The 25943-nt window shown below is 72.9% G+C and carries 17 protein-coding genes; 5 read left to right on the top strand and 12 right to left on the bottom strand.

Annotated features, from left to right (window positions below):
* The coding region (locus E1291_RS12130) for an NAD(P)-binding domain-containing protein (protein ID WP_370770979.1) at positions 1–250 on the bottom strand (250 nt) is incomplete at its 3' end.
* Between the two features lie 36 nt (positions 251–286).
* The gene (locus E1291_RS12125) at positions 287–1753 is read right to left on the bottom strand and encodes a glycosyltransferase family 4 protein (protein ID WP_242614099.1); all 1467 of its coding nucleotides are present in this window, start codon (positions 1751–1753) and stop codon (positions 287–289) included.
* 24 nt (positions 1754–1777) lie between these two features.
* Between E1291_RS12125 and wecB the strand changes: the two genes are divergently transcribed.
* From wecB to E1291_RS12110, 3 genes are all read left to right on the top strand, one after another.
* Entirely contained in the window at positions 1778–2878 is a 1101-nt protein-coding gene (wecB, locus tag E1291_RS12120; RefSeq protein ID WP_131737860.1) for a non-hydrolyzing UDP-N-acetylglucosamine 2-epimerase, read from the top strand.
* Positions 2871–3542: a hypothetical protein gene (locus tag E1291_RS12115; protein ID WP_131737859.1), complete on the top strand. Its 672-nt coding sequence runs from the start codon at positions 2871–2873 to the stop codon at positions 3540–3542. The genes wecB and E1291_RS12115 overlap by 8 nt, the downstream gene beginning before the upstream one ends.
* An 86-nt stretch (positions 3543–3628) precedes the next feature.
* Entirely contained in the window at positions 3629–5842 is a 2214-nt protein-coding gene (locus E1291_RS12110) for a glycosyltransferase (protein ID WP_242614102.1), read from the top strand.
* A gap of 229 nt (positions 5843–6071) precedes the next feature.
* Here E1291_RS12110 and E1291_RS12105 read toward each other — a convergent pair whose 3' ends face one another.
* A complete protein-coding gene (locus E1291_RS12105; protein ID WP_131737857.1) occupies positions 6072–7109 on the bottom strand; it encodes a CDP-alcohol phosphatidyltransferase family protein in 1038 nt (345 codons plus the stop codon).
* Positions 7110–7305: 196 nt separating this feature from the next.
* Between E1291_RS12105 and E1291_RS12100 the strand changes: the two genes are divergently transcribed.
* Positions 7306–8958: a hypothetical protein gene (locus tag E1291_RS12100; protein WP_131737856.1), complete on the top strand. Its 1653-nt coding sequence runs from the start codon at positions 7306–7308 to the stop codon at positions 8956–8958.
* Here the strand turns inward: E1291_RS12100 and E1291_RS12095 are convergent.
* From E1291_RS12095 to E1291_RS12055, 9 genes are all read right to left on the bottom strand, one after another.
* On the bottom strand, positions 8955–10136 hold the full coding sequence (locus E1291_RS12095) for a glycosyltransferase family 4 protein (RefSeq protein WP_131737855.1): 1182 nt from the start codon (positions 10134–10136) through the stop codon (positions 8955–8957). The two genes, E1291_RS12100 and E1291_RS12095, sit on opposite strands and share 4 nt — an antisense overlap.
* Entirely contained in the window at positions 10133–10900 is a 768-nt protein-coding gene (locus E1291_RS12090) for a hypothetical protein (RefSeq protein ID WP_131737854.1), read from the bottom strand. The genes E1291_RS12095 and E1291_RS12090 overlap by 4 nt, the downstream gene beginning before the upstream one ends.
* A gap of 181 nt (positions 10901–11081) precedes the next feature.
* Positions 11082–13058 (bottom strand): glycosyltransferase family 2 protein, encoded by a 1977-nt coding sequence (locus tag E1291_RS12085; protein WP_131737853.1) that lies wholly within the window; start codon positions 13056–13058, stop codon positions 11082–11084.
* Positions 13059–13071: 13 nt separating this feature from the next.
* Positions 13072–16473, bottom strand: a complete 3402-nt coding sequence (locus E1291_RS12080) for a bifunctional glycosyltransferase/CDP-glycerol:glycerophosphate glycerophosphotransferase (RefSeq protein ID WP_165495082.1) — start codon at positions 16471–16473, stop codon at positions 13072–13074.
* A gap of 126 nt (positions 16474–16599) precedes the next feature.
* Positions 16600–18813 (bottom strand): bifunctional glycosyltransferase/CDP-glycerol:glycerophosphate glycerophosphotransferase, encoded by a 2214-nt coding sequence (locus E1291_RS12075; RefSeq protein ID WP_207400695.1) that lies wholly within the window; start codon positions 18811–18813, stop codon positions 16600–16602.
* Between the two features lie 61 nt (positions 18814–18874).
* Positions 18875–19972 carry an acyltransferase family protein gene (locus E1291_RS12070; RefSeq protein WP_131737851.1) on the bottom strand — a complete coding sequence of 366 codons (1098 nt, stop codon included), beginning with the start codon at positions 19970–19972 and terminating at the stop codon, positions 18875–18877.
* 175 nt (positions 19973–20147) lie between these two features.
* Positions 20148–21383 (bottom strand): acyltransferase family protein, encoded by a 1236-nt coding sequence (locus tag E1291_RS12065; RefSeq protein WP_131737850.1) that lies wholly within the window; start codon positions 21381–21383, stop codon positions 20148–20150.
* 10 nt (positions 21384–21393) lie between these two features.
* On the bottom strand, positions 21394–22815 hold the full coding sequence (locus E1291_RS12060) for an LCP family protein (RefSeq protein ID WP_131737849.1): 1422 nt from the start codon (positions 22813–22815) through the stop codon (positions 21394–21396).
* Positions 22816–22900: 85 nt separating this feature from the next.
* Positions 22901–23749: a TIGR03089 family protein gene (locus E1291_RS12055; RefSeq protein ID WP_131737848.1), complete on the bottom strand. Its 849-nt coding sequence runs from the start codon at positions 23747–23749 to the stop codon at positions 22901–22903.
* A gap of 70 nt (positions 23750–23819) precedes the next feature.
* On the opposite strand from E1291_RS12055, the gene E1291_RS12050 reads away from it, so the two are divergent.
* The gene (locus E1291_RS12050; protein WP_242614098.1) at positions 23820–25940 is read left to right on the top strand and encodes a hypothetical protein; all 2121 of its coding nucleotides are present in this window, start codon (positions 23820–23822) and stop codon (positions 25938–25940) included.
* The last annotated feature ends 3 nt before the right edge of the window (positions 25941–25943 follow it).

Raw genomic sequence — 25943 nt, 5'->3', positions numbered from 1 at the left:
GAGTGGGCACACAGATCACCACCGTCCGGGCACCGTCCAGGACGTCCTCGTCCAGGCTCGGCGTGAACCCGGCCCCCACCATCTCCTCGACCTCCGCCGGAGACACGTCGTCGATGTGCGACAGGCCGGCCTTCAGGCCGGCCACCACACGCGCGTCCCGGTCGAAGCCGCCGACCCGCAGGCCGGCCCGGCAGGCCTCCCGCACGAGCGGCAGTCCCACGTAGCCGAGTCCGATGACCACCAGATCCACGCCGGAGGCCCCCTTCACGAGTTCAGGTCTGCGAGTTCATTCGATTGCGTACGCCGCGCGGTACCCGGCGGCGACGGCGCGCCAGGTGCGTTCCGCCCTCACCCACTCACGGGCGGCGCGTCCGATTTTTTGGCGTCTTTCCGGAGCGTAAATCAGCTCGTCCAGCGAATTCGCCCAAGCTTCCGGCTCTTCCGGAAGTGTTAACGTGCCCGTTACGCCCGGTTCTACGATTTCGCGCAGAGCCTTGACATCACTTGCTATTACTGGGATCCCCCCGGCCATCGCCTCGATCGGCTTGAGGGGCGTGACCAGTTGACAGACCCGGTCCGCCCGTCGGGGCACCGCGAAGACATCGAGGAGCGCGTGGTAGCGACGTACGGATCCCATCGGCACGCGCCCGGTGAACACGGCGTGAACGCCGTGCCCGGCCGCGCGCCGTTCGAGGGCGCCGCGCTCGGGGCCGTCGCCGACCAGCAGCAGCGTGACGGGCGTTCCCCGCTCGCGCAGCAGCGCCGCCGCGTCGATGAGCGTGTCGATGCCCTCGTAGCCGTAGAACGAGGACGTCAGCCCGACGACCGGCACGTCCGCGGGCAGGCCGAGCTCGACCCGCAGGTCCGCGGCGTCCGGCAGCGGCTGCAGGAACGCCTCGTCGACGCCGTTCGGCACCGTGAAGATCTTCTCGGCCGGCACGCCGCGGGAGGCGATCTCCTCCCGCATCGCCTCGCCGAGCGTGACGACGGCGTCCGCCTCGGTCATGCGCCGCGTCTCCAGCTCGCGGGTGAGCCGGTAGAAGTCGTCGTTCTCGCTGTGCGAGGGGTCACGCGACAGCCAAGAATCCTCCAGGAAGCCGCGCACCTCGTAGACGACCGGCAGGTCGTGCCGGCGGCCGAGCTCCAGCGCGACGGCGGCGTTCAGGTGGTTGCTGACCGCGTGCAGGACCGTCGGCCGCAGCTCCTTGACCAGGCGTCCCGCGAGGTCGGCGCCCTTGTCCACCGCGCGGACGGGGTTGGACGGCGGCAACCAGGGGATCAGCCGGTGGTAGGTGACGCCGTCGACCTCCACCCGGGGGCGGGCGTCGCCGATGCCCTGGCTGAGGGGGTAGCCGAGGCGCGTCGCCACGTGGGCGTCGAAGCCGAGCTCCCGCTGCGCCAGGGCGATCCGGTGCGTCCGGACGGTGTACCCGGCGTTGGTGCGCGGCATGGCGTTCGTGACCAGGTGCAGGACGCGGGTCCCGGCCGGTGCGCCGGCGGGCACGGAGGTGGACGCGGCGGGGTGCGCGGGACGGGACCGGGCCGGGCGGGCCAGCAGGGCGCGCAGCTCGGCGGTCTCGCGCTGGAGGCCGCGGGGACGCGGGACCGCGAGGCGGGAGCGCCGCAGCCGGCCGCCGAGCGGGCCGGGGGCGACCCTGGCCAGCAGCCGGACGGTCAGCCGGGGCGCCCGGCCGGGGTCGTCGCGGAGCTGGCGCCAGGTGAGTCCCAGCAGGTAGACGGGTTTCTTGAGCACGGCGGGCGAGCGTAGGCAACCCCGATGAACAGAAGGGAAATTGTGTTGGCACCCATCGTGCACGTCCTCGGGGCGCGGCCGAACTTCGTGAAGGCGGCGCCGGTGATCCGGGCCCTCGGCGCGGCCGGCGCCGAGCAGGCGGTCATCCACACCGGGCAGCACTACGACGAGCGGATGTCGGAGATCTTCTTTGTGGAGCTGGGGCTCCCGGAGCCCGACGTCAACCTCGGCGTCGGGTCGGGAGGCCACGCCGCGCAGACGGCCGCGCTCATGATCGGGCTGGAGCAGGAGTTCACGAGCCGTTCACCCGCGCTCGTCATCGTGTACGGCGACGTGAACTCGACGATCGCCGCCGCACTGGTCGCGGCCAAGCTGCACATCCCGGTCGCCCATGTGGAGGCCGGGCTGCGCAGCTTCGACATGACCATGCCCGAGGAGGTCAACCGCCGCCTCACCGACCAGCTGTCGGACCTGTGCCTGGTCACCAGCCCCGAGGCCATCGGCCACCTGGCCACCGAGGGCATCTCCCCGGACCGCGCGCACCTGGTCGGCAACCCCATGATCGACACCCTGCTGGCCAACCTGGACTCCTTCGACACCGAACGCGTCCGCGCCGCCCACGACCTGCCCGAACGGTACGTGCTGGCGACCATGCACCGGCCCGCCAACGTCGACGCCCCCGCCACCGCCGCCGCCCTGGTCGGCCACCTGCACGGCGTCGCCGACCAGGCCGAGGTCGTCATCCCCGTCCACCCCCGCGGCCGCGCCAACCTGCTGGCCGCCGGGCTGGACGAGCACCCCGGCGTGCACGTCCTGGAGCCCCTGGGCTACATCGACTTCATCGCCGCCGTCCGCGGCGCCGCCGCCGTCGTCACCGACTCCGGCGGCCTCCAGGAGGAGACCACCATCCTGGGCATCCCCTGCCTGACCGTCCGGCCCAACACCGAACGGCCCATCACCATCACCCACGGCACCAACCGCCTGGTCACCTTCGAGGAGCTCGTCCCGAGCGTCCGCAAGGTGCTGGAGGCCGGCGCCGTGGACGGGGACCGCAAGCCGCCGCTGTGGGACGGGCAGGCCGGTCCCCGCATCGCCGAAGTGATCATGGAGTTCCTGGGTGAATAACGCGAAGGCCAACCGGCAGGTCGCGCGGCTGCGGGCCACGCTCCGCGAGCGCGAGTCGCGCGTCGAGGAGCTGGAGCGCCGGCTGGCCGCGCTGGAGACCTCCACGACCCTCCAGTTCGGCCGGCTCGTCGCGGGCGCCGCGCGCAACCCGCGGCGGCGCGGCGTGCGGCTGCCGAAGGAGCTGTACCGGCTCTGGCGCAAGCGGAACGTGCCCACCTCGGCGTCCGGCTCGTCCGACGGCGAGCGGATCCAGCTCGACCGCATCGACCGCCCCGAGGACCGGCTGCTCGTCTCGGCGCCCTACGAGGGCATCGTCATCGCCGGGGTGCTGGGCAGGCGCGCCGCGGCGACGCTGGCCGAGCACGCCAAGGTCATCTCGCTGTACCCGCACGACGCCACCGTCGTGCTCGACGGCGCCGACGTCGACATGGTCGTGGTGGACGCGGCGGCGGGTGAGCCCGGCGGCCCCTGGGCCTACCTCGGCGTGCCCGGCATGTACGACCGCGACCGCGTGCTCAGCGACGTCCGCGAGGTCGCCGCCGCCCGTTCGCTCCCGCTCGTCCTGTGGGGCGAGGCGCCACCGGCCACGCTCGCCACGCTCCACTGGGACGCCACCGCCACCACTCCCGGCCGGCTCGCCGAGCTGCTCGCCCCGGCCCGTTGAAAGGAACTCCTGTGCGACCACGCGCCCTCGTCTACGGTGACGTCGATCTCAACCTGATCGACGGCTCCGCGATCTGGGCCCAGGGCATGGTCCAGGCGCTCGCCCGCGCCGGCTGTGCGGTGACCCTGCTCCTCAAGGCGCCGGTGCGGACCGGCCGGCTGGTGGACCCGCTGCGCGCCCTGCCCGGCGTCACCGTGCGCAGCCCGCACGCGGAGCGGCTCGTCAACGTCGAGGGCGGCATGCCGCCGAAGCTGGCCGCCGCGATCCTCGCCCGCGTCGACGAGGAGGACCCGTTCGACCTGATCGTCGTCCGGGGCCGCCGGCTGGCGGGCAAGCTCTCCGCCGGCCCCCTCGCCGGACGGATGTGGACCTACCTCACCGACGTCCCCCAGGCGGCGGGCGAGTTCAGTGGGTCGGCCAAGGGCGAGCTGCGCCGCATCGCCGACGCCTCGCGGGTGCTGCTGTGCCAGACCGAGGAGCTGCGCGGCTTCCTGGAGGCCGCCGTCCCCGCGACCGCGGGCAAGAGCGTCCTGTTCCCGCCCGTCGTCGTGCTCCCGGAGGGTCTGGAGACCCGGCCGGAGGGCGCCCCCGACGGCCGCGCGCTGCGCCTGGTCTACACCGGCAAGTTCGCCCCGCGCTGGAACACCTACGAGATGACCTCGCTGCCGCGCCTGCTCGGCATGCGCGGCGTGGACGCCGAGCTGCACATGGTCGGCGACAAGATCCACGACGACCCGGACGACCCCGGCTTCTCGACCCGGATGCGCACCGCCCTGGAGGGCGGCCAGGGCGTCGTCTGGCACGGCGGGCACCCGCGCGCCGAGGCGATGCGGCTGACCGCGGGCTGCGACGTGGGCCTGTCGTGGCGGCACCCCGAGATGGACGCGAGCCTGGAGCTGTCCACGAAGGTGCTGGAGTGCGGCACGCTCGGCGTGCCCGTCGTCCTCAACCGGACGCCGATGCACGAGCGGCTGTTCGGCGCCGACTACCCGCTGTTCGCCGCCACCGAGACGGACGTGCTGGACGCGCTGACGCTCATCGGCAAGAACCCCGACGTGTTCACGCTGGCCGTCGACCGGTGCCGCGCGGCCGCCGCCGAGTTCACCCTGGACGCGGCGGCCGGCCGGCTGCGCGGCTGGCTCACGCAGACCTTCCCCGAGCCGTCGGCGGCCGTCCTCGACGCCGCCGCCGAGCACGAGCGCGTCGCCGCCCGCCACCGCGCCGCCGCCGAGGGCGGCGGGATGGGCGGGCTGGACGACGCCCTGTCGGGCGCCGCGCGGGCCGTCGGGGCGGGCGAGGGGCGGCGCAAACTGCGCATCGGCGTCGCGGGACACGACCTGAAGTTCTTCACCCGGCTGCTCGACTACCTCCAGTCCCGTCCCGACATGGAGGTCCGCGTCGACCACTGGGCCGCGCTGAAGGTCCACGACGAGGAGCGCAGCCAGGAACTGGTCGACTGGGCCGACGTCATCGTCTGCGAGTGGTGCGGGCCGAACGCGATCTGGTTCGCCCAGCGCAAGCGCCCCGGGCAGCGGCTCGTCGTCCGGCTGCACCGCTTCGAGCTGTACGCGCGCTGGCCGAAGCACCTGGACATCGAGGCGGTGGACGAGATCATCTGCGTCAGCCCGCACTACAACGCGCTGACCCGGGAGATCACCGGCTGGCCCGCCGCGAAGGTCGTCACCGTGCCCAACTGGGTGGACGACACCCAGCTCGACCGGCCGAAACTCCCCGGGGCCCAGTACCACCTCGGGATGATCGGCATCGCGCCGTCCCGCAAGCGGCTCGACCTGGCCCTGGACGCGCTGGAGGAACTGCGCCGCGACGACCCGCGCTTCACCCTCTTCGTCAAGACCAAGCTCCCCTGGGAGTACTGGTGGATCTGGCAGAAGGAGGACGAGCGGGCCCACTACGAGGAGGTGTTCCGGCGGATCCGCCGGTCGCCGCTGCTGGCCGGCGGGGTCGTGTTCGACTCCTACGGCCGCGACGTGGCGTCGTGGCTGCGCCGCATCGGGTTCGTGCTGTCCACCAGCGACGACGAGAGCTTCCACCTCGCTCCCGCCGAGGGCATGGCCTCCGGCGCGGTGCCGGTGCTGCTCGGCTGGCCCGGCGCGGACACCATCTACGACGGCCGGTGGATCCACGCCGACCCGTCCGCGATGGCCGCCTCGATCTCCACGACCGTCTCGCTCGGCCGCTGGGAACAGGACCGGACGCTCGCCCGCGAGCAGGTCCGCGCCGCCTACGGCCTGGACGAGGTCTGCCGCCAGTGGACCGACCTCCTGGCTGCATCTGTTTGAAGCCCGGCCCACTTCGCTCGCTGGCGCTCGCTTCGTGACCGTTCTTCGTGCGAGCGCGAATCGCTTCGCGATCTTCCCGGCGGGGGCTCGCCTTCGGCGTCGCCCCCGCCGGTCAGGGCGCGCGCTCGCGTGACGGCTGAGGTCTCCGGGCGGGTTCGGCACCTATATAGAAGAAGTCCCCCGTGGAGGGTGCTCCTCGGGGGACTTCTTCGTCAGGGTCGTAGACGGATCAGCCTGCGCTGCCTACGGGCGCCTCGGTGGCCCTGCGCTCGCTCGCGGGGAGTTGGCGGCGGTACTCCTCGATCGTGGTGTTCAGCTTGGCGAGGCTGCGGCTGTAGTCGCGGCTGGCCAGCCAGAACTTGTAGATGATCACGAGTTCGAAGGCGAGCATGCCGAGCGCGCTCAGCACCACCACCGGGATCACCGCGCCCGGGACGGCGGCGGCGACCAGCGGGGCGACGATGAACACGCCCATCTGGAACTCGATGCCGCTGATCAGGTGCGGGCGGATCCGCCCGGCCATGAGGACGTCGCGGATCCGGGCGTACCAGCCGAACCGCTGCTCGAAGCCCTGCTGGAGCATCTTGGCCGCCGCGTCGTCGCCGACGACCCGGTTCTCCATGTCGGCCTCGGGGTCCTCGCCGAGCGCGCCCTCGGCCGAGCGCAGGTCCGCGCCGACCTCGGCGGTACCGGGCACGGCGCCGGGGCGCTCTCCGGCGGCGCGCCGCGCGGCCAGCTCCAGCGCCCCCGCCTCCTCGCGCGCCTCGGTCAGCGTGGCGCGCATCTGCGAGCGCACCTTGTAGATCTCCAGCGCGTCCATGTAACGGAGCATGTCCAGGAAGACCACCGCGACGGCCGTCCAGACGTAGGCGACGTTGTGGGTGGCCGCGTACTGCCCGCCCATCAGCGCGATCGCGCAGGCCAGCACCCGGACCCGGTCGAAGATGTAGTCGAGCCAGGCGCCGAAGACCGAGCCGGTGCCCTTGAGCCGCGCGATCTTGCCGTCCATGCAGTCGAGCGTGAACGACAGGTGGTAGAGCAGGGCGCCCGCCAGCAGCCACGGCCAGGAGGCGACGGTGAAGCACGCGCCCGCGGCCAGGCCGAGGACGAGGGCTCCGACGGTGAGCTGGTTCGGGGTCACCCGCGTCCGGTTGGCCGTGATCTTGACCAGCCGGGAGGCGAGCGGATCGACGAGCAGCACCGTCCACCAGGCGTCACGCGCCTTGTACGTCCGTTGCCGAACGTCCTCGAGCGTGAAGTTCGCCATCGAGAGGAGTCCTTTCATCGCGCGGGCTATGGCCGTTATCGGCCGAAATGCCGATGGTATCGGCCGGTCGGCCGCCGTCCTCCTCATTGTCGCCGAGTCGTAACCCGGCGGTCACGGGACGCCCGGGAGGCGACCCGCCCTTTACGAACTGTTGCGCTGATCGCCGGGTGCCCGCCGCCGTCGGTACTCTTTGCGGGTGCAAAGAGTCCGCCGTGCGTCCCGCCTCGCCGTGGCCCAGCTTCCCTTCGCCGGTGTGCTCGCGGTCGCGGTCTGGATACGGGTGGTCGCGGTGCGGGGCTACCCGGGGCCGCTCTGGTTCGGCGACTCGCCGGGCTACCTGGAAGCGGCGATCGACCTGAAACCCGGCGAGACCCGTCCCAGCGGCTATTCGTTCTTGCTGTGGCTGCTCAAGCCGTTCCACAGCTTCACCGTCGCGGTCGCCGTGCAGCACGCCGTCGGCGTCCTCACCGGCGTGCTCGTGTACGTGCTGGTGTGGCGCGCGGCGCGGGCGGCCTGGCCGCTCGGCCCCGGCGGCGCGGCCGGGCGGTGGGCGTGGCGCGCCTGGGCGCCCGGCCTGGTCGCGGCGCCGCTGACGGTACCGGTGCTCCTCCCGGTCCATCAGGTCGCCCTGGAGCACATGCTGATGTCGGACTCGCTGTTCGCCTTCCTGCTGCTGGCGTCGGTGGCGGCGGCGCTGTGGCGGCGGCGGCTCCCCTGGTGGCTGGGCGGCCTGGCCGGGCTGCTGGCGGCGTGCGCGGCGCTGACCCGCTCCGCCGGGCTCCCGCTGATCGCGGTGATCGTGGTCGGGATGCTGCTGCGCCGGGCCGGGTGGCGCGCGGTCGCCGTGGCGATGGTCGCGTTCGTCGTGCCGATCATCGCCTACATGGGCTGGTTCAAGGCGGAGTACGGCCAGTTCTCGCTGGCCAAGGCCAACGGGATCTGGCTCTACGGCCGCACCGCCGACTTCGCGGACTGCCGCGTCATCAAGCCGCGTCCCGAGCTCGCGATCATGTGCCCGAAGAACACCGACCCGCGGATGTCGCCGGGGTTCGCCGCGATGTGGACGAAGGACTCGGCGTTCCGCGAGATCCCCGGCTGGATCACCGGCAGCGAGGCCAACAGGCTCGCCTCCGAGTTCGCCTATGACGCGATCGAGGCGCAGCCCGGCGACTACGCCCGCGTCATCGTCCGCGACACGTTCCGGTCCTTCGAGTGGAACCGCGAGCCGTATCCGTCGCCGTGGACGTGGCTCCAGTACGAGTTCCCGCGCGGCGAGGCGTGGTCGGACGAGCAGGCTCTGCTCGCCGAGCGCTACGACCCGGACGGCGCCGAGACCAGGGTCGCCGACCCGTGGGCGGGACAGATGCTCCGCTACCAGGACCGGTTCGCCATGCCGGGCACGTTCCTCGGCTTCCTGCTGCTCGGCGGGCTCGCCGGGGCGCTGCCTTACGTCCGCAGGAGGGGCCGGTGGCGCGCGCTCGGGCCCGTCCAGCACTTCGGCACCGGCGCGCTGCTGCCCTGGGGCATGAGCCTCGCGCTCCTGGTGATCCCGGCGGCGACCGCCGACTTCGACTACCGCTACGTGCTGCCGGCGGTCCCGTTCGCCTGCGTCGCGCTGGGCCTGGCGGTGCTGCCGTCTCCGCGCCGCTCCAAGGAGGAGACCGCCCCGCGGAAGGCCGAGCCCGTCGAGGACGAGTCGAACGACACGGCCGTCCCCGCGGACCCGCCCCCGGCCGAGGGCGCCACGAGCGCTCGCACGGCCGGTGGCACCGAGGACGGGCCGGAGGCCGAAGCGCGGGCCGAGGACGCCTCCGAGGAGAGGACCGAGGTCGCGAAGGGGACGTCCTAGGCGCCCTTGGAGCGGGCCAGCCTCACCTCGGCGAGCATGGACTCCCACGCGTCGGCGATGTCGGCGATGCCGTGGCGGGACGCCGACTCCCGGGCGTTCGCGGCCATCCGCAGCCGGAGCTCCTCGTCGTCGATCAGCCGGATGAGCGCCTCGGCCAGCGCCGCGGGCTCCTCCGGCGGGACGAGGAACCCGTCGTGGCCGTCGGTGACCAGCTCGCGGGGGCCGAGCGGGCAGTCGAAGGCGACGACGGGGACGCCGCAGGCGAACGCCTCGATGATCGTCATGCCGAACCCCTCGCCGCGGGAGGGCAGCGCGAGCACCGACGCCTTGGCGATCTCGCCCTCCAGGTCGCCGGTGGCGTTCATGAGCAGGACGTTGTTGTAGAGCCCGAGCCGGGTCGCCAGCGACCGCAGCGCGTCGCGGCGGGGGCCCGCGCCGTAGATCCGCAGCCGCCAGTCCGGATGCTTCTCCACGACCTTCGTGAACGCCTCCAGGAGCAGGTCGTGGCCCTTGAGCCGGACGAGCCGCCCGGCGGCGACCACGACCCTGTTGTCCTGGCGGGAGCGCGGGTAGAGCCCGCCCGCGAGCCCGTTGCCGATCGCGTAGACCGGGGTGCCGCCGGGTAGCCGCCGCAGGTAGTCCCGCCGGTCGGCGGCGGTCGAGGTGGTGAGGGCGTCGAGGCCGGAGTACCCGCGTTCGATCTCGGCGAGGACGCCCGGGTCGTTCAGCCCGAGACGCAGGTGCTCCTGCCCGATCCGCAGGACGCGGCGCGGGGCGTGCCGGGCGGCGAGCAGGTTGAGCCCTGCGCGGGTCGTGACGAGCACGTCGGCGCGGAGCCGCCGCAGCGCGCGGGTGATGCGCTCGTCGGTCCAGGCGGAGAAGCGGTCGTAGCAGCGCTCCCGCGCGGGGACGAGCGCGCTGGGCTCGTCCAGCAGCCGGGCGGCGCGGCCGCCGAACGGCCAGCCGGGGGCCCCGCGCCCGCTCCCGCCGGCGCGGCGGTCGACCAGGGAGCGCAGCCGGACCCGGGCCGACAGCGGGAGCGCGGGACGCTCGGCGTCCCGCAGCACGCTGACGATCTCGACCTCGTGCCGGCGCGCCAGCTCGCCCGCGAGGGTGAACGTGCTCCGTACGGTCCCGTCGACGGTGAAGGCGTCCAGCAGCATGAACGTGATCTTCATGCGGGTCCGTCCGCGGCGGCCTCGTGGCAGGCGACCGACAGCTCGTCGGCGGCCGTGTAGTAGGGCCGGACCGTCCGGTCGCCGCCGCCGGGCGCGGCGGTGACCTGGATCGGGAACGACAGCTTGCCGCGCTTGCCCGGCGCGTCGTCGAGACGGGTCGCGAGGCGGGCGTGCACCGCGGTGACGTCGAGGAAGAGGTCCCAGAGCGCGGGCGGCCGGGCGGCCAGGGCGCCGATCGGCAGCCGGGCGCGGAACTCGACGCCGTCGACGCGGGCGGCCCGGGTCACCGTCCCGGCGCTCCTGCGGCCGGCGGCCACCAGCCGGGCGCCGCCGTACTGGGGGCCGGTGTAGGCGAGCAGGCCGGTGATGAGGATCTCGCCGTCGCGTGGATGGACGGCCTCGACCTCGGCGTGCGGGACGACGTCCCGGACGGCCAGCGCGGCGTGCCCGCCGGGGGAGCGGGTCACGGTGACCGAGCGGTCGCGGGCGCGGGCGGCGTATCCGCGCATCCCGCCGAGGGAGCCGCCGGGGTCGTCGGTCAGCAGCGGCCGGGTCAGGCTGCCCGCCTCCAGTCTTAACTCCCAGCGCCCCGGGGCGAGGTCCCCGACGCCGGTCGTGCAGGTGAGGCGGTCCCCGGCGGGTTCCACGGGGAGCTCGGCGCCGGACTCGTCATGCCACAGGACGACCCGCTCGCCGTCCGGCAGCGGCGCGGGCCAGCCGATCAGCAGGGCGTCGTCGGTGCCCACCCTGACTTGGTTCGCCACCGTCGCCACAGCAGCAGACCTTCCCCCAGGTATTGGTCATCTAGGGACGTCAGAGTACCAATACGCGTTCCGCGATGTACCAATAGTGGTCATCGGGTCACGCCGGTCGATGGTGCTCACCGGGCATGCTGACCAGGCCATGCTCACCGAGGGTTTCATGAGCGTGTCCATCGGGTGAGGATCAACGGGCCTTCCGGCCGAGCCTGCGGCCCGCCGACCGGGCCAGCGCGCCGACCCGCCCGGGGACGACGTGGACGGCGAGGTTCCCGCCGCCCGTCCGGTAGTAGGCGGCCCGCCGCAGCCCGAGCGCCGCGCACGGGACCGCCGCGTCCTTCGGGGCGTGCGCCAGTGGTACACGGATCCGCGCGGTCTCGCCACCGGTGCCGATCTCCAGCCGCACGTCGAAGCGCCCGGCGGGCAGCCCGCGCAGGTCGGCGACGGCGCTGAAGTCGACCCGGCCGTCGCGCCGTGTGCACTCGGCGGCGGCGGTGCGCCCGGCGCCGCCGCGGCGCGGCTCCACCCGGAGGGTCAGGGCGAAGGCCCCGGCCGCGCCCGCCGAGGCGGAGAGGTGGCCGCGCAGCCGCAGCCGCGCGCCGCCGTCCCAGCCGATCTCCTCGACGCGCAGCAGCCCCTCCAGGCCGCCGGCCCCGGAGGCGACGCCCACGGTCAGGTTGCCGTACTCGCGGGTGAGGAACGGGCTGACGACCGCGCCCCCGTTCCCGGCGGCGGCCAGCCGGGCGGGCGGGAGGGCGACCTCGGGGTCGCGGTCGGCGCCGAGCCGTCCTTCCCAGGCCAGTTCCCCGACGCGGACCTCCACGTGCAGGTCCCAGGCGCCCGGGGGCAGAGGCGCCCCGGACGCGGCGGTCGCGGGGTCGATGCCGGCGGTGAAGCCGCCCTCGCCGTCGCCCTGCGCGGGCACCCGGTGCTCGGCGCCCGACTTCTTGTCGCGCAGCAGCAGGGCCACCGACCCGGTGGCGGGGTCGATCCCGTCGAGCACGGCGGTGCCGCCGACGCGCAGCCGGTCCCCGTCCCAGCCGAGCGACGTGAGCCGCCGCCGGACGCGGAGCCGGTCCGTGACGTCGAAGTAGGCGTCCGGGATGGCCGCGCCGGGCTCCCGGAACCCCGGATACAGCGCGTAGGCGCGTTGCCGGTCGACCATGACCGGAATCGGACCGGGCGCCCGCCCGGCCTCGATGATCTTGCTGAGCAGCTCCTGGTGCCCGCTGCGCGCGCAGTGCGCGAGCAGCCGGTGCCGCGCCGGCATGCGCATCAGCACCGCCGGGGTGAGGAAGTCCTCGCACAGGTTGCGGACGGCGTCGCGGGTCGTCCGCCGGTCGTCGGCGGAGCCCGCGAGGAACGTGCCGTTGAAGCGGTGCAGGACGTCGCGCTGGAAGTGCCGGACGAGCATCCGGTCGCGCACCGGGCCCGGCTTGGTGTGCGCCATGACGTTCTCCAGCAGCGGGCGGGCCGCCTTGGCGAAGTACTCCGCCGGCCGCGCCCCGCCCGACTGCATGATGCTCGTGCCGTCGTCGCGCTCGACGAGGTAGTAGCAGTCGTATCCGGCGACGATCGACACGCCCGCCGAGTGCAGCAGCGCGTGCGCGGTGAACACCTTGTCCTCGCCGGACAGGAGCCCCTCGGGGAACCGCACCCCGTGCCGCTGCACCAGGTCCCTGCGGAACAGCTTGTGCGCCGTCAGCGACCGGCCGTAGACGTCGAAGTCCGGGTCGTCCACGGTGACGCGCGGGACGTCGGCGTCGAACCGCGCCACGCCGCGTCCGACGCCCACGTAGTTGCCGATGACGATGTCGGTGCCCTGCTCGCCGGCGACGGCGCACATCCGCTCCAGCGCCTCCGGGCCGAGCCGGTCGTCGGCGTCCAGGAAGAACAGGAACTCGCCGCGCGCGACCTCGATCGCGGTGTTGCGGGGACCGCCCGGTCCGCCGGAGTTGGGCTGGTGGACGACGGTGAGCGACGGGTGCAGGCCCGCGAGCCGGTCCAGTTCGGCGCCGCTCCCGTCGGTGGACCCGTCGTCCACCGCGATCACCTCGACCGGCCCGGTGCCGAGCGTCTGCTCGAACACCGAGCGCAGCGCCCCCTCCACCGACGGGCGGCAGTTGTACACGGGGACGATGACGCTGACCTTGGGTGCTGTCATACGGTACGACCGTTCAGGAGAGTGAAGGGAAGACCCTGTCGACGGTACGCGCCGCGGCGTGCCCGTCGTCGAGCGGGCAGAAGCGCTCCGCGAAGGCGCGGTAGCGGTCCCGGTGACCGGCGGTGGCGGTCTCGACGTCGCGGATCGCCTCGATCAGGTCGTCGGAGGTCTCGACCAGCGGGCCCGGCGCCTCGGCCTCGAAGTCGAAGTAGAAGCCGCGGAGCCGGTCGCGGTAGTCGGCCAGGTCGTAGGTGAAGAACAGCATGGGCCGGCCGGTGTTGGCGTAGTCGAACATCACCGACGAGTAGTCGCTGATCATCAGGTCGGCGATCAGGTAGAGCTCGGTGATGTCGGGATAGAGGGACACGTCGCGGACGAAGCCGCCCGGGTCCTCGGTGACGCCGTCCACGACGTTGGTGTGCAGCCGGACGAGCAGCACGTGGTCGTCGCCGAGGGCGGCGCGGGCCCGGTCGAGGTCGAGCCGCATGTCGAACTTGTAGCGGCCCTTGCTGTAGTACTGGTCGTCGCGCCAGGTCGGCGCGTACAGCACGACCCGCTTGCCCTCGGGAATGCCGAGCCGCGCCCGGACCCGCTTGGCGACCAGCTCCGCGTCCGGGCTGTGCATGAGGTCGTTGCGCGGGTACCCCGCCTCGATGATCTCGCCCTTGAACGCGAACGCGCGGCGGAAGATCTCCGTGCTGAAGGGGTTGGGGGACAGCAGGTGGCTCCACTCGGGCACGGCGGGGCCCGTGGACTTCGCCTGGAGCGCCTTCTTCATCCCGGGCGCGTAGGCGAAGTGGACCTCCTTGATGTCCTTGCCGATCTTCTTCAGCGGGGTACCGTGCCAGGTCTGCAGGACGACCTGGTCGGGGTGGCGCTGGAACCAGTCGCCGAGCCGGTGGTTCGTCACGATGTAGCGGGCGGTGGCCACCGCCTCCTGCCACTCCGCGCCGTTCAGCCGGACGGCCCGCAGCGTGTCCGGCAGCTCCACCTGCGCGTCGTTGACCACCCAGAGCTGCTCCAGGCCGGAGTCGCGGCGCACCAGCTCCTGGTGGATCGCCTTCGGGCTGTCGGAGTACTGCCGCCCGTTGAAGCAGGAGAACAGCACGGCGTCGCGGAGCCCGTCGCGCTCCACCCGCCGCCGCGCCTCCTCGCGGATCCTCGGTCCCTCGGAGCGTTCCTCCCGCGACACGTCGCCGGTCACCGCGATGACCAGCCGCCCGTCGGTGACCTCCAGGTCGTAGCCGCGCCGGGCGACCTCCACCGGCTCCGGCAGCGCCTTCTGGGCCGCGCCGGTGAGCCGGACGGTCAGCGCGCGGCCCCCGGCGGGCCGGAACAGCACGTCCCAGCGGCCGGGGCGCAGCGGCAGGACCCCCGCGACGCCGGGCATCGCCGCCGCGGGCACCGCGCCGCGCAGCGTGCCGGACCCGTCGCCGAGCAGGTCGAAGGCGTACTCCTTGCGGCGCGACCGGCCGCGCACCACGAGCTGCCCGCCGGGATGCGCGGCGTGCGTCGCCTCGACGGCCAGGGAGCCGTCCGGGCGCCACGCGCAGCCGGTGACGATCAGCCGGGTGGTGGTGAGCCGGACCCGCAGGTAACCGCTCGGGCCGCGGCCCGCGCCGACCTCCAGCGCGCCGAACGGCCGGGCGGAGTCGTCCACGCCCTCGGCGAGCACCAGCGGCCGGTCGCCCGCCGACACCGTCCAGTCGCGGGTGTCGTCGATCGCGTCGTCGTCGATCGGCACGTCCGCGAGCGCCGCCGGGTCGACCCGGGCCACCGGGACGCCGTCCTCGGCGCGCACGGGCACCTCGACGGCGGTGTCGCCGAGCCGCAGCGTCAGCGCGGCGGGCGCGCCGCCCGGCGCGGCCAGCGCGATGACCAGCGTGTCGCCGTCCCAGCGCAGCGCGGCCGCCTTCACCCGGACCCGCTCCACCCGGACGATCAGGACGCCGTCCTCGATCAGCGGGACGATCCGGACGTCGTCGGCGACGTAGTGGTAGGGCGGGTGCGCGCCGGTGCCGGACCCGCCGCCGCGCAGCGGGCCCTGGCGGAACACGCCGGAGTTCAGCACGGACGCCTGGACGTCCCAGTCGCCCTCGACCCAGCGGCCGTGGTCGCGGAGCCGGCCCGCGTCGACGGAGAAGGCGAAACCGGACCAGCCGCCGGACGTCTTGCCCGGCTTGGGGGTCTGCCGGGCGTGCGCGGTGACCTTCCGGCGGCCGGACCGCAGCGTCATCGTCTTCAGCGACGTCCAGCGGCGGCGGGAGCTGACGGAGTTGATGTACGCCTCGCCGGTGACCGTCAGCCGGTCGCCCTCCCAGGACACCGCGTGCACGCGGCCGCGGAGCCGGACCTCCTCCCGCGCCCGGTAGACGTCACGGGGAATGTCGAGCGCGTTGTCCTTCCAGTACGGGTAGACGACGTAGCGGCGCAGCGGGTCGCGGACGATCGACGGCGAGGACTTGCCCCGCTCGTACCGCACCACCTTGACCAGCTGGGTCGTGTGCCCCTCGGACGCCAGGTGCCATTTCAGCCGGACCAGCGCCGGCGCCTCGCCGAACACCTTCGCGGGCACGCCCGCCGCGTACGCCGCCGCCTGCGCCACGACCTGCGCCCGCTCCTGCTCGGAGAGGTCGGGCAGCGCGTCCAGGAACAACAGCAGCTCGGTGGTGACGGCGGCGAGCTGGAGGGGCCGCGCGTCCTTCGCGCCGCCGCGCTCGCCGAGCCACGCGGTCGCCAGCGTCACCGCGCCGAACCCGTCGGCGATCTCCTGGGCCTCCGTCGTCGGCGTGTACCGTTCCTGCCGCCGGTGCAGCACCACGTCCGGGAGCACGTCGATGGCCTTGGCCAGGTGCAGCGCCTGGACGGTCACGGCGAGGTCGTCGTAGCGGCCGATGTCGGGGAACTCCAGCCCGCTCGCGTCCCAGAACGCGCGGCGGAACAGCTTGCCGGTGACCTGGCGGTCGGCGAGCAGGCCGGGCGAGCGGGCCAGGTCCGTCCGGGACGCGGGCGGCACCTCGGCCTTGAGCGGCTGCCACGACCACACCTGCCCGGTCCGCTTCCGGGCGGCCTCGCCGCCCGTCGCGAGGTCCGACCCGGACCGTTCGAGCGCGGTCGCCAGCCGCTCCAGCGCCGCTGGCGGCAGCTCGTCGCCGCCGTCCACGAACAGCAGGAACCCGCCCGAGGCCGCGGCGACGCCGCGGGCACGCGCCGCGCCCCGGCTGAGCGCGCCCTCCCGGACCAGGCGGAACCGCCCGTCGGGGAGTTCGACCCCCGCGGCGGCGCCGGCGCCGTCGTCGACGACGAGCACCTCCAGGTCGCCGTGCGACTGGGCCGACAGCGAGGCGAGGGTGCCGGGCAGCGACTCCCCGGCCCCGTGCGACAGGACGACGACGCTGATCCGGCTGGAGGACAAGCGACCCACTCCTTCGAGCACTGAGGGACCCGGCGACCGGCGCCGGGCCATGAGACGGCGTTGTGCGTGCGGCGCGCGGCGGCCCCGCGTCCGGCGGCCCCGCGTGCGGCGGGGCCGGGCCGGCGGTCACATCGGCGGGTTCGGGACCTTCTCGCCGAGGAACACCCGCCGGACGGCGCGCTCGGCCGCGTGCCCGTCGTCCCACGGGCAGAACCGGGCGCGGAACGCCTCGCGCGCCTTGGTGGCGGTGTCGCTCCACGCGGCCCGCGAGACGAACGCGTCGACCAGCTCGCTCTCCGTCGTCGCGACGGTGCCCGGCGGGGTGGCGGTGAGGTCGAAGTTGACCCCGCGGGTGAGCTTGTAGGTCTCCCAGTCGTTCGCGTAGATCACGATCGGCTTGTCGAGGTTGGCGTAGTCGAACATCACCGACGAGTAGTCGGTGATGAGGGCGTCGGAGGCGATGCCGAGCTCCTCGACCGACGGGTGCTTGGACACGTCGATGACCCGGCCCTCGGGCCAGCCCAGGTCCGCCGCCATGTTCTTGATCTTGTAGAAGTAGTGCGCGCGCAGCAGCAGGACGTGATCGTCGCCGAGCTGCTCCACGAACCGGCCGATGTCGAACATCGGGGAGTAGTGGCGCTGGTAGTCGCGGTGCGTCGGCGCGTACAGCAGGGCCGTGGCGCCCTCGGGGATCCCGAGCTCGGCGCGCAGCCGGGCGCGCTCCTCGGCGGTGGCCGTCACGAGCCGGTCGTTGCGCGGGTACCCGATCTCCAGCATCTCGTAGTTGCAGGGGAACCCCCGCTCCCACGCCTCCGACGACAGCGGGTTCGACGACACCAGGAAGTCCCAGCGGTCCGACCGGGTGATGAGCGCCTTGAAGTCCATGTCCTTCGCCCCGACGGGGAAGTCCATCTGGTCGAGGCCCATCTTCTTCAGCGGCGTGCCGTGCTGGGTCATCACGTGCACCTGGCCGGGGCGCTTGACGAAGTGGTCGGGGAAGTTCACGTTGTTCACGAAGTACTTCGCCCGCGCGATCGTCCGGTAGTAGTCGGCGCCGCCCGCCACCACGTAGTCGACGCCCTCCGGCATCGCCTTGCGGCCGGCGGGCTTCACCACCCACACGCCGCGGATGTGCGGGGCCAGCTCCCGCATCTTCTCGTAGATCGCCGCCGGGTTGCAGGCGTACCCGCGGTACCAGTAGGCGCCGAACACCGCGAGGTCCTCCTCCATCGGCAGCCGCCGCTGCATCTGGTAGTAGCGGTCCTTGGCCACCTCCTTGGAGTAGAGCACGCCGCGCTTGCGGAGGTTGTTGGCCTTGCGTCCCTGCTTCTTGACCTTCTTCGTCGTGGACGAGGGCCCGAGCCGCTGGAAGCCCCGGAAGTCGTTCTTCTCGATCAGCCGGTGCTTGTCGGCCAGCAGCGGCTTGGTGTCGGGCGGGACGTGCCCGGCCGGCCTGTACCGGTTGTAGGTCTTGGACATCTCGCCGAAGAACCGCTCGTTCTCCGACTCGTGCACCCGGTCGCCGCGCTCGATGATCACGAGCAGGTGCCAGATCGTCCGGTCGAACATCAGCGTGCGGAACTGGTCGACCTTGGGCCCCATCTGGTCCATGAAGGCGAAGATGCGGTCGTACTGGGCGAAGGCGTCGAAGTGCTTCTCGCCGGCCGTCTTGGTGATCGCGCCGCGGCGGCGCTGGCGGTAGATGTAGCAGACCCGGTCCAGCAGGCTCAGCCGCTCGGCGGCCATGAGGATCGGGTAGGTGACGTTGACGTCCTCGTAGTACCCGCCGCTGAACCGCAGCCCGAGGTCGAGCAGGAACTGGCGGCGGATCGCCCGGTTCCACGCCGTCATCATCATCTCCAGGACGCTGGGGCGCTCCTCGAGGGTGAACACGTCCGGTGCCGGCGGCACGCGGAACAGGTCGTTGATGATGCTGCGCTTGACCCGGCCGTTCCAGTAGGACCGCGCGTAGTCGAACAGCAGCACGTCCGGGCGGGTCTCGGCGAGCCGGTCGCAGATCGCCCGGACGGCGCCCTCGGTCGCGTAGTCGTCGCTGTCGAAGAACCAGACGTAGTCGCCGGTCGCGGCGTCGAGGCCGGCGTTGCGGGCGTGGCCGAGCCCGACGTTCTCGGTGAGGTGCAGCACGCGGACCCGCGAGTCGCGCTGGGCGAACTCGTCGAGAATCTCCCCGCACGCGTCCGGCGAGGCGTCGTCCACCGCGATGACTTCCAGGTTCGGAAGGTCGGGGTCGAGGATCGAATCCAGGCACTGCCGGATGTAGCCCTGCACTTTGTGCACGGGCACGATGATGCTCAGCGAGATGTCGTTACCACTGCTCACACGAAGGCCAATCAACTACTCGGTGAAAATCTGGACTATACCTGGAGATGCTAGTGACGGCTCAGGTCCTGGCATGCGAGGGCTTGAGCAGCCATCGGGCCTGCGGTTCCACCGCCCAGCGCATCGCCCGCTGAACGGGAACGGTCGCGAGCAGCACGGCGAGCGCGACGCCGCCGAGCGTCACCGTGACCAGCCCGAGCGGGGACCGGCAGAAGTCCCGGTCGAACACGCCGGTGTAGTCGAGCGTCTTCACGACCAGGCCGTGCAGCAGGTAGACGTACATCGTGCGGGCGCCCATCCGGGTGTACCAGGCGTGTCCGCGCGGCACGACGGCGAGGAAGGCGGCGCCGAGGACGAGCGCCAGCGCGAGCGCGAGCAGGCGCACCCCCATGCCCTCCACGGCGGCGAAGTCCATGTGCTCGTAGCCGCGGTTCCACAGGATGACGCCGTTCTCGATCTTCGGCAGCGTGTCGCCGCGCTCCCACAGATAGGCGGCGGGCAGCGCCGCCAGCAGCAGCGCCCCGCCCGCCCACCGCGTCCACGCGCGGCTCCGCAGCGCCTGGACGTGCTCGGGCCGCACGGTCAGCCCGAGCACGAAGAACGGCAGCAGCCCGGCCGCCCGGCACAGCGTCGAGTCGGCCGTGAACGCCCAGCTCCCGCTGACCAGGCTGAGCACCACCGACACCGCCACCGGATGACGCAGGTGGCCCCACAGGGGGGCGCTCAGCCGCCAGAACACCATCGCGACCAGGAACCACATCAGGAATTGCGGGCGGAAGAGCTCGTGCAGCCGGAAGTCGACGTCGTTCAGCAGGACGGGCTGCAAACGGTAGGGAACGATGAAAATGACGTACGGGACGACCAGCGCCGGGAAAACGCTCCGGAATTTGTCGGTCGAGCGCATGAATCCGCGGGAGAAGTAGCCGGAGATGAAGATGAACACCGGCATGTGGAAGCCATAGGTGACGACGTAGGCGGCGCGCGCCGCCCGGCTGTCGTCGCCGAACACCTCCCAGATGTGGCCGAGGACGACGAGGAGGGCCGCGAAGAACTTGGCGTTGTCGAAGAAGGCGTCACGCCGGCGCGGCGGGGGCGCGGCCGCCGCGGGGTCGGTCCGGTCCGGCGCCGGAGGGCGTGGCTGGGGGAGAGTCTCGGTCATGTCTCCGAAGATTCATTTGGGGCGCGCCAACCGTTCACGTGGAGGCATGGCGACTCTAGTCCCCGTCTGGAGCCCGCGTGGCCGGATGCCCGATACTTCCTGATCTACGCGATCCCGGCGCGTCCCGCGGCCCGTCCGCGGCCCGGGCTGTGGCGGGGGCCGGCCCCGGGACGGTCTAGCGCTGCCGGGCGGGGCGGCGCAGCGGGGTGAAAACCCAGGTCATCTTGGGTTCCAGGGCCCAGCTCATGCAGCGGACGACCGGCGGCGTGCACAGCAGGGTGCCGACGACCACCGCGCCGGCGAGCACGCCGGCGACGCCGGCGTTGGTGTGCATCCAGTCCGCGCCCCACCAGCCGGTGAAGTTCAGCAGCCGGGTGACGAACCCGTGCAGCAGATAGGCGTACAGGGTGGCGGCGCCGAGGCCGGTGAACCAGTACCGGCGGCGGGGGACCAGGGCGAGGAACCCGGCGACCAGCAGCGTCGCCCCGGTGAACATGCCGAGCCGCATCACGGTGCCGGCGAGGTTGCCGACGCCGAGCTGGAAGTGCGGGTCCTTCCAGTAGATCCAGTCCTTGGACATGTGGTTCATGGCCAGGTAGGACACGGCGAACCCGGCGGCGAGCACGCACGCCCCGAGCGGCCGCGCGACGGGCCGCTTGAGCAGCTCGAAGTGCGCGGGCCGCAGCGCGAGGCCGAGCACGTAGAACGGCAGGAGCCCGATCACCCGGTGGATGTCGAAGGTGCCGCCGAGGTCGCTCATGTAGGACAGCAGCGCGAACACCAGCGCCACCGCGACCGGCCACCGGATCTGCTGCCAGACCGGGGTGGACAGCCGCCACATGAACAGCGCGCACAGGAACCAGGTGAGGTAGTACGGGTTCAGCAGGCTGATCTCCAGCTCGTTGCGGCCCGCCAGCCAGTCGTAGATGGAGTAGGCGAACTCGAACACCACGTAGGGCACGCCCACGTTGGTGATGAGCTTGCGGGCCTTGCCGCCGGAGAACGTCCAGTTCCGCGAGAAGTAGCCGGTGATCACGATGAACAGCGGCATGTGGAACATGTAGACGAAGATGTACAGCGCCTTGGCGACGGGCACGTTCTGCAGGTTGGCCAGCGAGTGGCCCGCCACCACCAGCAGGATCGCCAGGTACTTGGCGTTGTCGAAGAACGGGTCGCGCTGCTTGGGCGCGGGCGCCGGCGCCGGGACGGCGGCGGCGCGGGGGCCGGCCGGGAGGCCCGGCTCCCCGTAGCCCTGCCCGTCCTCCGCGTCCCCGCGCTCCGGCCGCTCGTCCCCGCGCTCGCCGTGTCCCGTGTCATCGCCGTACGTCCCGGGGTCGGCCTCCGGGCCGGTGGACCACGGCTGGCCGTGCTGGACCGCCTCGGGCGCGGAGGGCCGGCTGGTGTGGGCCATGACGGGCGGGTCAGGCGTCCTTGCAGATGTCGTCGTCGGCCTTGATCTCGCCGGCCTGCTTCGGGATTCCGACCTTGGCGCTCTTCAGAGCCGTCCAGTCGGAGCCGACGAAGAGGTCGACGACGCCCGGGAGCGCCCCGGTCGTGCGGGGGGTCGCCTGCGGCTTGCTCGGGATCAGCGCGGTGAGCACCCCGGACTGCTGGTCGGCGCCGGAGCCGTACTGGACCTTGGTGACCTGGGAGGTGGGGGCGTTGCCGCCGACGCTCACCTGGAAGCCCTGGGCCTGGAGGTCGTCGGCGACGCGCTTGGCCTTGCCGGTGATGCCGCTGGAGTTGAACACCCGTACCCGCACCTGGCTCGGCTGGATCTTGGGGGCGGTGCCGTGCTTCGGCTCGGACGGCACCGACTTGTCGTTGCGGATCGAGGCGAAGAACGGCTGGGCGGCGGGGGTGAGCGCCACCCGGTTCTTGTCGAGCGGGTCCGGCCCGGAGGGGGCGGTGACGAAGCGCAGCTTGCCGGAGGTCATGCCCTGCATGCCCCCGCCGATGCGCATCAGGACCTGCGGGGTCAGCTCCTTGTCGGTGGTGAGCGACTTGGTGGCCGCGTTCATCAGCGACAGCAGCTTCGCCGGGTTGGTCAGCACGCCCGCGCTCATCGCGCGGTTGGCCAGGGCGCCCATGAACTTCTGCTGGCGCTTGATGCGGGCGGTGTCGGAGCCATCGCCGATGTGCCGGACGCGGACGTAGGCCAGGGCCGTCTCACCCTTGATGACGTGCTTGCCCTTGGTCAGCTTGAGCTTGGACTTCGGGTCGTCCACGTTCTCGGGCAGGCACACCGGGACGCCGCCGACCGCGTTGGTGATCGACTTGAACCCGGTGAAGTCGACCTGCATGAAGTGGTCGATGCGGATGTTGGTGATGCTCTCGATCGTCTTCATCACGCAGCCGGCGCCGCCGTTGGTGAACGCCGAGTTGATCTGCGCGCGGCTCTGCGCCGGAACGGTCCCGCCGGTCTTGGTCTTGCAGGACGGCATCTGGACCATGAGGTCGCGCGGGAAGCTGATGCCCATCGCCTGCCCGCCGCCGGGTGACAGGTGCAACAGGATCATCGTGTCCGAGCGGGGCGCCTCGTCCTTCATCCCGCGGCCGTAGCTCCCGTTGGCGCCCGCGCGGGTGTCGGACCCGAGCAGCAGGATGTTCATCGCGCTGTTCAGCTTCTTCGGCCGGTTGGGGCCGAGCTGGGCGTTGACGTCCTCGTGCGAGATGTTCCCGAACGCCTTGCGGTACAGGCCGTAGGCGGTGAGCGAACCGGCCACCATGACCGCTGAGAGTCCGATGCACACCCAGCCGAGGATGCGCCAACCACGTCGAGGCGCCGCCGGTTGCGGATCGGCGTCGTCGACGTACTCCATGTACATCGGGTTGCTGTTCATCGGCTCCGAGGTCCGGGGACGCGGCCCGCTTTCACGGGGTCGGATGTCGGTCGCGGGGTCAGGGCGAGAGCAAGGGAAGCGTAGGTCAGGTGAGCCGGCGCAGGGAGCCGGATGCGTCATTCCATCCGGTGAGCCCCGCCACCGCCGTCACATGTTCCACGCTCACGCGTCGATCGAGGGCGGCTTTGTCGAAGTTTCGTTGGATTATGACCGAAGCACCTGAGGCTAGTGGTGCGAGCAGGCCCGCCAGTACTCCGTCCAGTGTGGTGAAGGACATGTCAACCAGCACGCGGTCTCGTGCGTCGATCTCCCATTTTTCGGCCGCCGCGCGCGCCGCGTCCACCAGTTCCGTACCGCTGAATGTGGCTTTTGTCACACTCAGGGCGGGGTGTTGGTCCGCTCCGGGGAGGGCGGTGAAGCGGTCGCCGTGGGTCCGCACCTCGGTGGCGTAGTCCACGACGCCCGGCGGGCAGTGGGCGAGCGGGCCCCCCAGCGCGTGCAGCGACAGCCCGACGATCTCCTCCGCCGCCGCCGCGCCCAGCTCGCCGGTGACCACCTCGTCCAGCACCTCCTCGGCCGCCGCCAGGAGGTACGGACCGGAGTCCCCCGGGGGTTCGACGGTCCCGGCGCGGACCGCCGCCGGGTCGGCCGGCGTCGCCGTGAGCCCCGCCGACCAGCAGGCCATCAGCCACACCGCGCTCTGCCAGTGCGGCGGCAGCGCGAGCACGACCGGCGTGCCGGGCTCGGCGGCCAGGCCGTCCACGAGCAGGTTGGCGGTCTTGGACACCCAGTTGTCGAACGTCCGCGCGGACAGCTCCACCCGCTCGCCGGCCGCGTCGTCGTAGTACGTCACGAGGGGGCGGGACGGATCGTCCGCCACCCGCCGGCGGAGCAGCCCGGCGGGGCCGCTCCCGTCGCTGGCGCGTGTGCTCATGGGGTGAGCGTAGAGCCCGCCGGGCCTGCCATGGGTCACCGCCCGGCCGGGAACGCTACGCTCCGCACCGATGAATGACCACCCCATGGGCACCGGCGCGGGCCGTCTGCTCACCCGGATCACCGTGGCCCCGGCACTGCTCATCGTGTCGTGGCTGGCGGTCGCGCTGCCGCTGCTGCTGGCCGGGGTGTTCAGGCCGGGACCGGCGTTCGCGCTCTTCCTGCCGCTGGCGGGGCTCGTGCTGTGGCTCGGCCTGCGCACCCGCCCGGCGGGGGGCGATTCCGGGACGTCCGGAGGGGGCGGCGCGACCCGGGCGGGCGGACCGCGCGGCACCACCGCGGGGAGGCCGGGCGGGCTGGGCGCGGCGCCGTGGTGGGCTGCCGCCGCGGTGCTCGCGGTGACGGCCGTGTTCCTGGCCGTCCAGGTGGCGATGTGCTCCGAGCAGATCATCGTCCGCCGCGATCCCGCCTCCTACGTCCAGTTCGCGACGTGGCTGGCCGACCACGGCTCCCTGCCGATCCCGCAGACGCGGTGGGCGTTCGGCGGGGACGACCCGGCACTGGAGTACGCGAGCCCCGCCTTCTACCAGGACGGCGGCGCGATCGTCCCGCAGTTCATGGCGGGGCTGCCGCTGGTGCTCGCGCCGGGCGCCTGGATCGGCGGCACCCAGGGGATGCTGCTGATGGCGCCGGTGCTCGGCGCCTGCTCGGTGCTGGCCTTCGCCGGGCTGGCCGGCCGGCTGGTCGGGCCCCGGTGGGCGCCCGCCGGGGCGCTGCTGCTGGCGCTGACGCTGCCGATGCTGTGGGCGTCCCGTTCGACGTTCAGCGAGCTGCCCGCGCTGGTCCTGCTGCTCGGCGGGCTCGCGCTGGTGCACGACGCCCGGGGCGAGGCGCCGCGGTCGGCCGCGGCGAAGGCGTTCCTGGGGGGCATGGCGCTCGGGCTGGTCGTGCTCGTCCGCATCGACGGCCTGCGGGACGTGCTGCCGGTGGCCGTGTTCGCCGGGCTGCTCGTCGCGCGCGGCCGGCGCGGCGGCTACCCCCTGGCCGCCGGGCTGACGCTCGGCGCGGGCGCGGGGCTGGTCGAGGGGTTCGTCCTCTCCCGCCCCTACCTGAAGTACCTGCACGCGTCCCTCGACCCGTTGCTGGTGCTGACCGTGGTGATCGTCGCGGCGACCGGCGCGATGGTGGTCCTGCTGCGCCGGCGCCGCACCGCTCCCCGGCTGCGCGCCGTGGCGGCCGCCGTCGCGCGCGGGCGGCTGCCCGGCGCCGCCGCGGTGCTGACCCTGCTGGCGACGCTGGCCTTCGCGCTGCGGCCGCTCGTCCAGACCGTCCGGCGCGTCCCGGACAACCCCGACGACAAGCTCAACGCGTACTTCATCGAGCAGGTGCAGCGGATCGACCACCTCCCGGTGGACGGGACCCGCCAGTACTCCGAGCTGTCCCTGCACTGGGTCGCCTGGTACATCGGCGTCCCCGCGCTGCTGATGGCCGCGTTCGGCGCCGCGCTACTTGTGCGGCGTCTCCTGCGCGGCAGGTCGCCGGAATGGCTGCTGCCCTACGCGGTGGTCGTCTGGACGACCGCGCAGGTGCTGCTGCGGCCGGGCATCACGCCCGACCATCCGTGGGCGTCCCGGCGGCTGCTCGGCCTGGTCGTCCCCGGGCTGCTGCTGTTCGCCGTGTTCGCCGCGGCGTGGACGACCCGACGGATCCGCCGCGTCGGGTACGGGCCGCGCGTCGTCCGCCCGGTCGCGGTCGCCGTCGTGGTGCTCATGGCGGTACCGATCGCGCTGACGTCCGCCGGGCCCATGCGGTCGCGGACGGACCAGCACGAGCTCGCCGCCGTCCGCGCCCTGTGCGCCAGGATCGGCCCCGGCCGCTCCGTGCTCGTCGTCGAGCGCGCCACCGCCGACCGGTTCCTCCAGGTCGTCCGCGGAATGTGCGGGCTGCCCGCCGCCCGCGCGGCCGACGGGGCGCGGCCCGCCGACGTCCGGCGGGTCATCGGCCGGGTGTTCGCCGCCGGCCGCCGTCCGGTGATCATGGGCGCGGAATCGCGGCAGGTGGCGCAGTACGGCCCCGCCGCGCAGGTGATGCGGCTGCGGACGCGGCAGGACGGGCGGACGCTGGACGAGCCGCCCGGCAGCACCTGGGGGCTCTCCGTCGACGTGTGGATCGCCGAGCCGCCCAGCCGGTAAGGC

Source organism: Actinomadura roseirufa, assembly GCF_900659635.1.
Lineage (GTDB): Bacteria > Actinomycetota > Actinomycetes > Streptosporangiales > Streptosporangiaceae > Spirillospora > Spirillospora roseirufa.
This window is presented reverse-complemented; position numbering and strand designations above follow the sequence as displayed.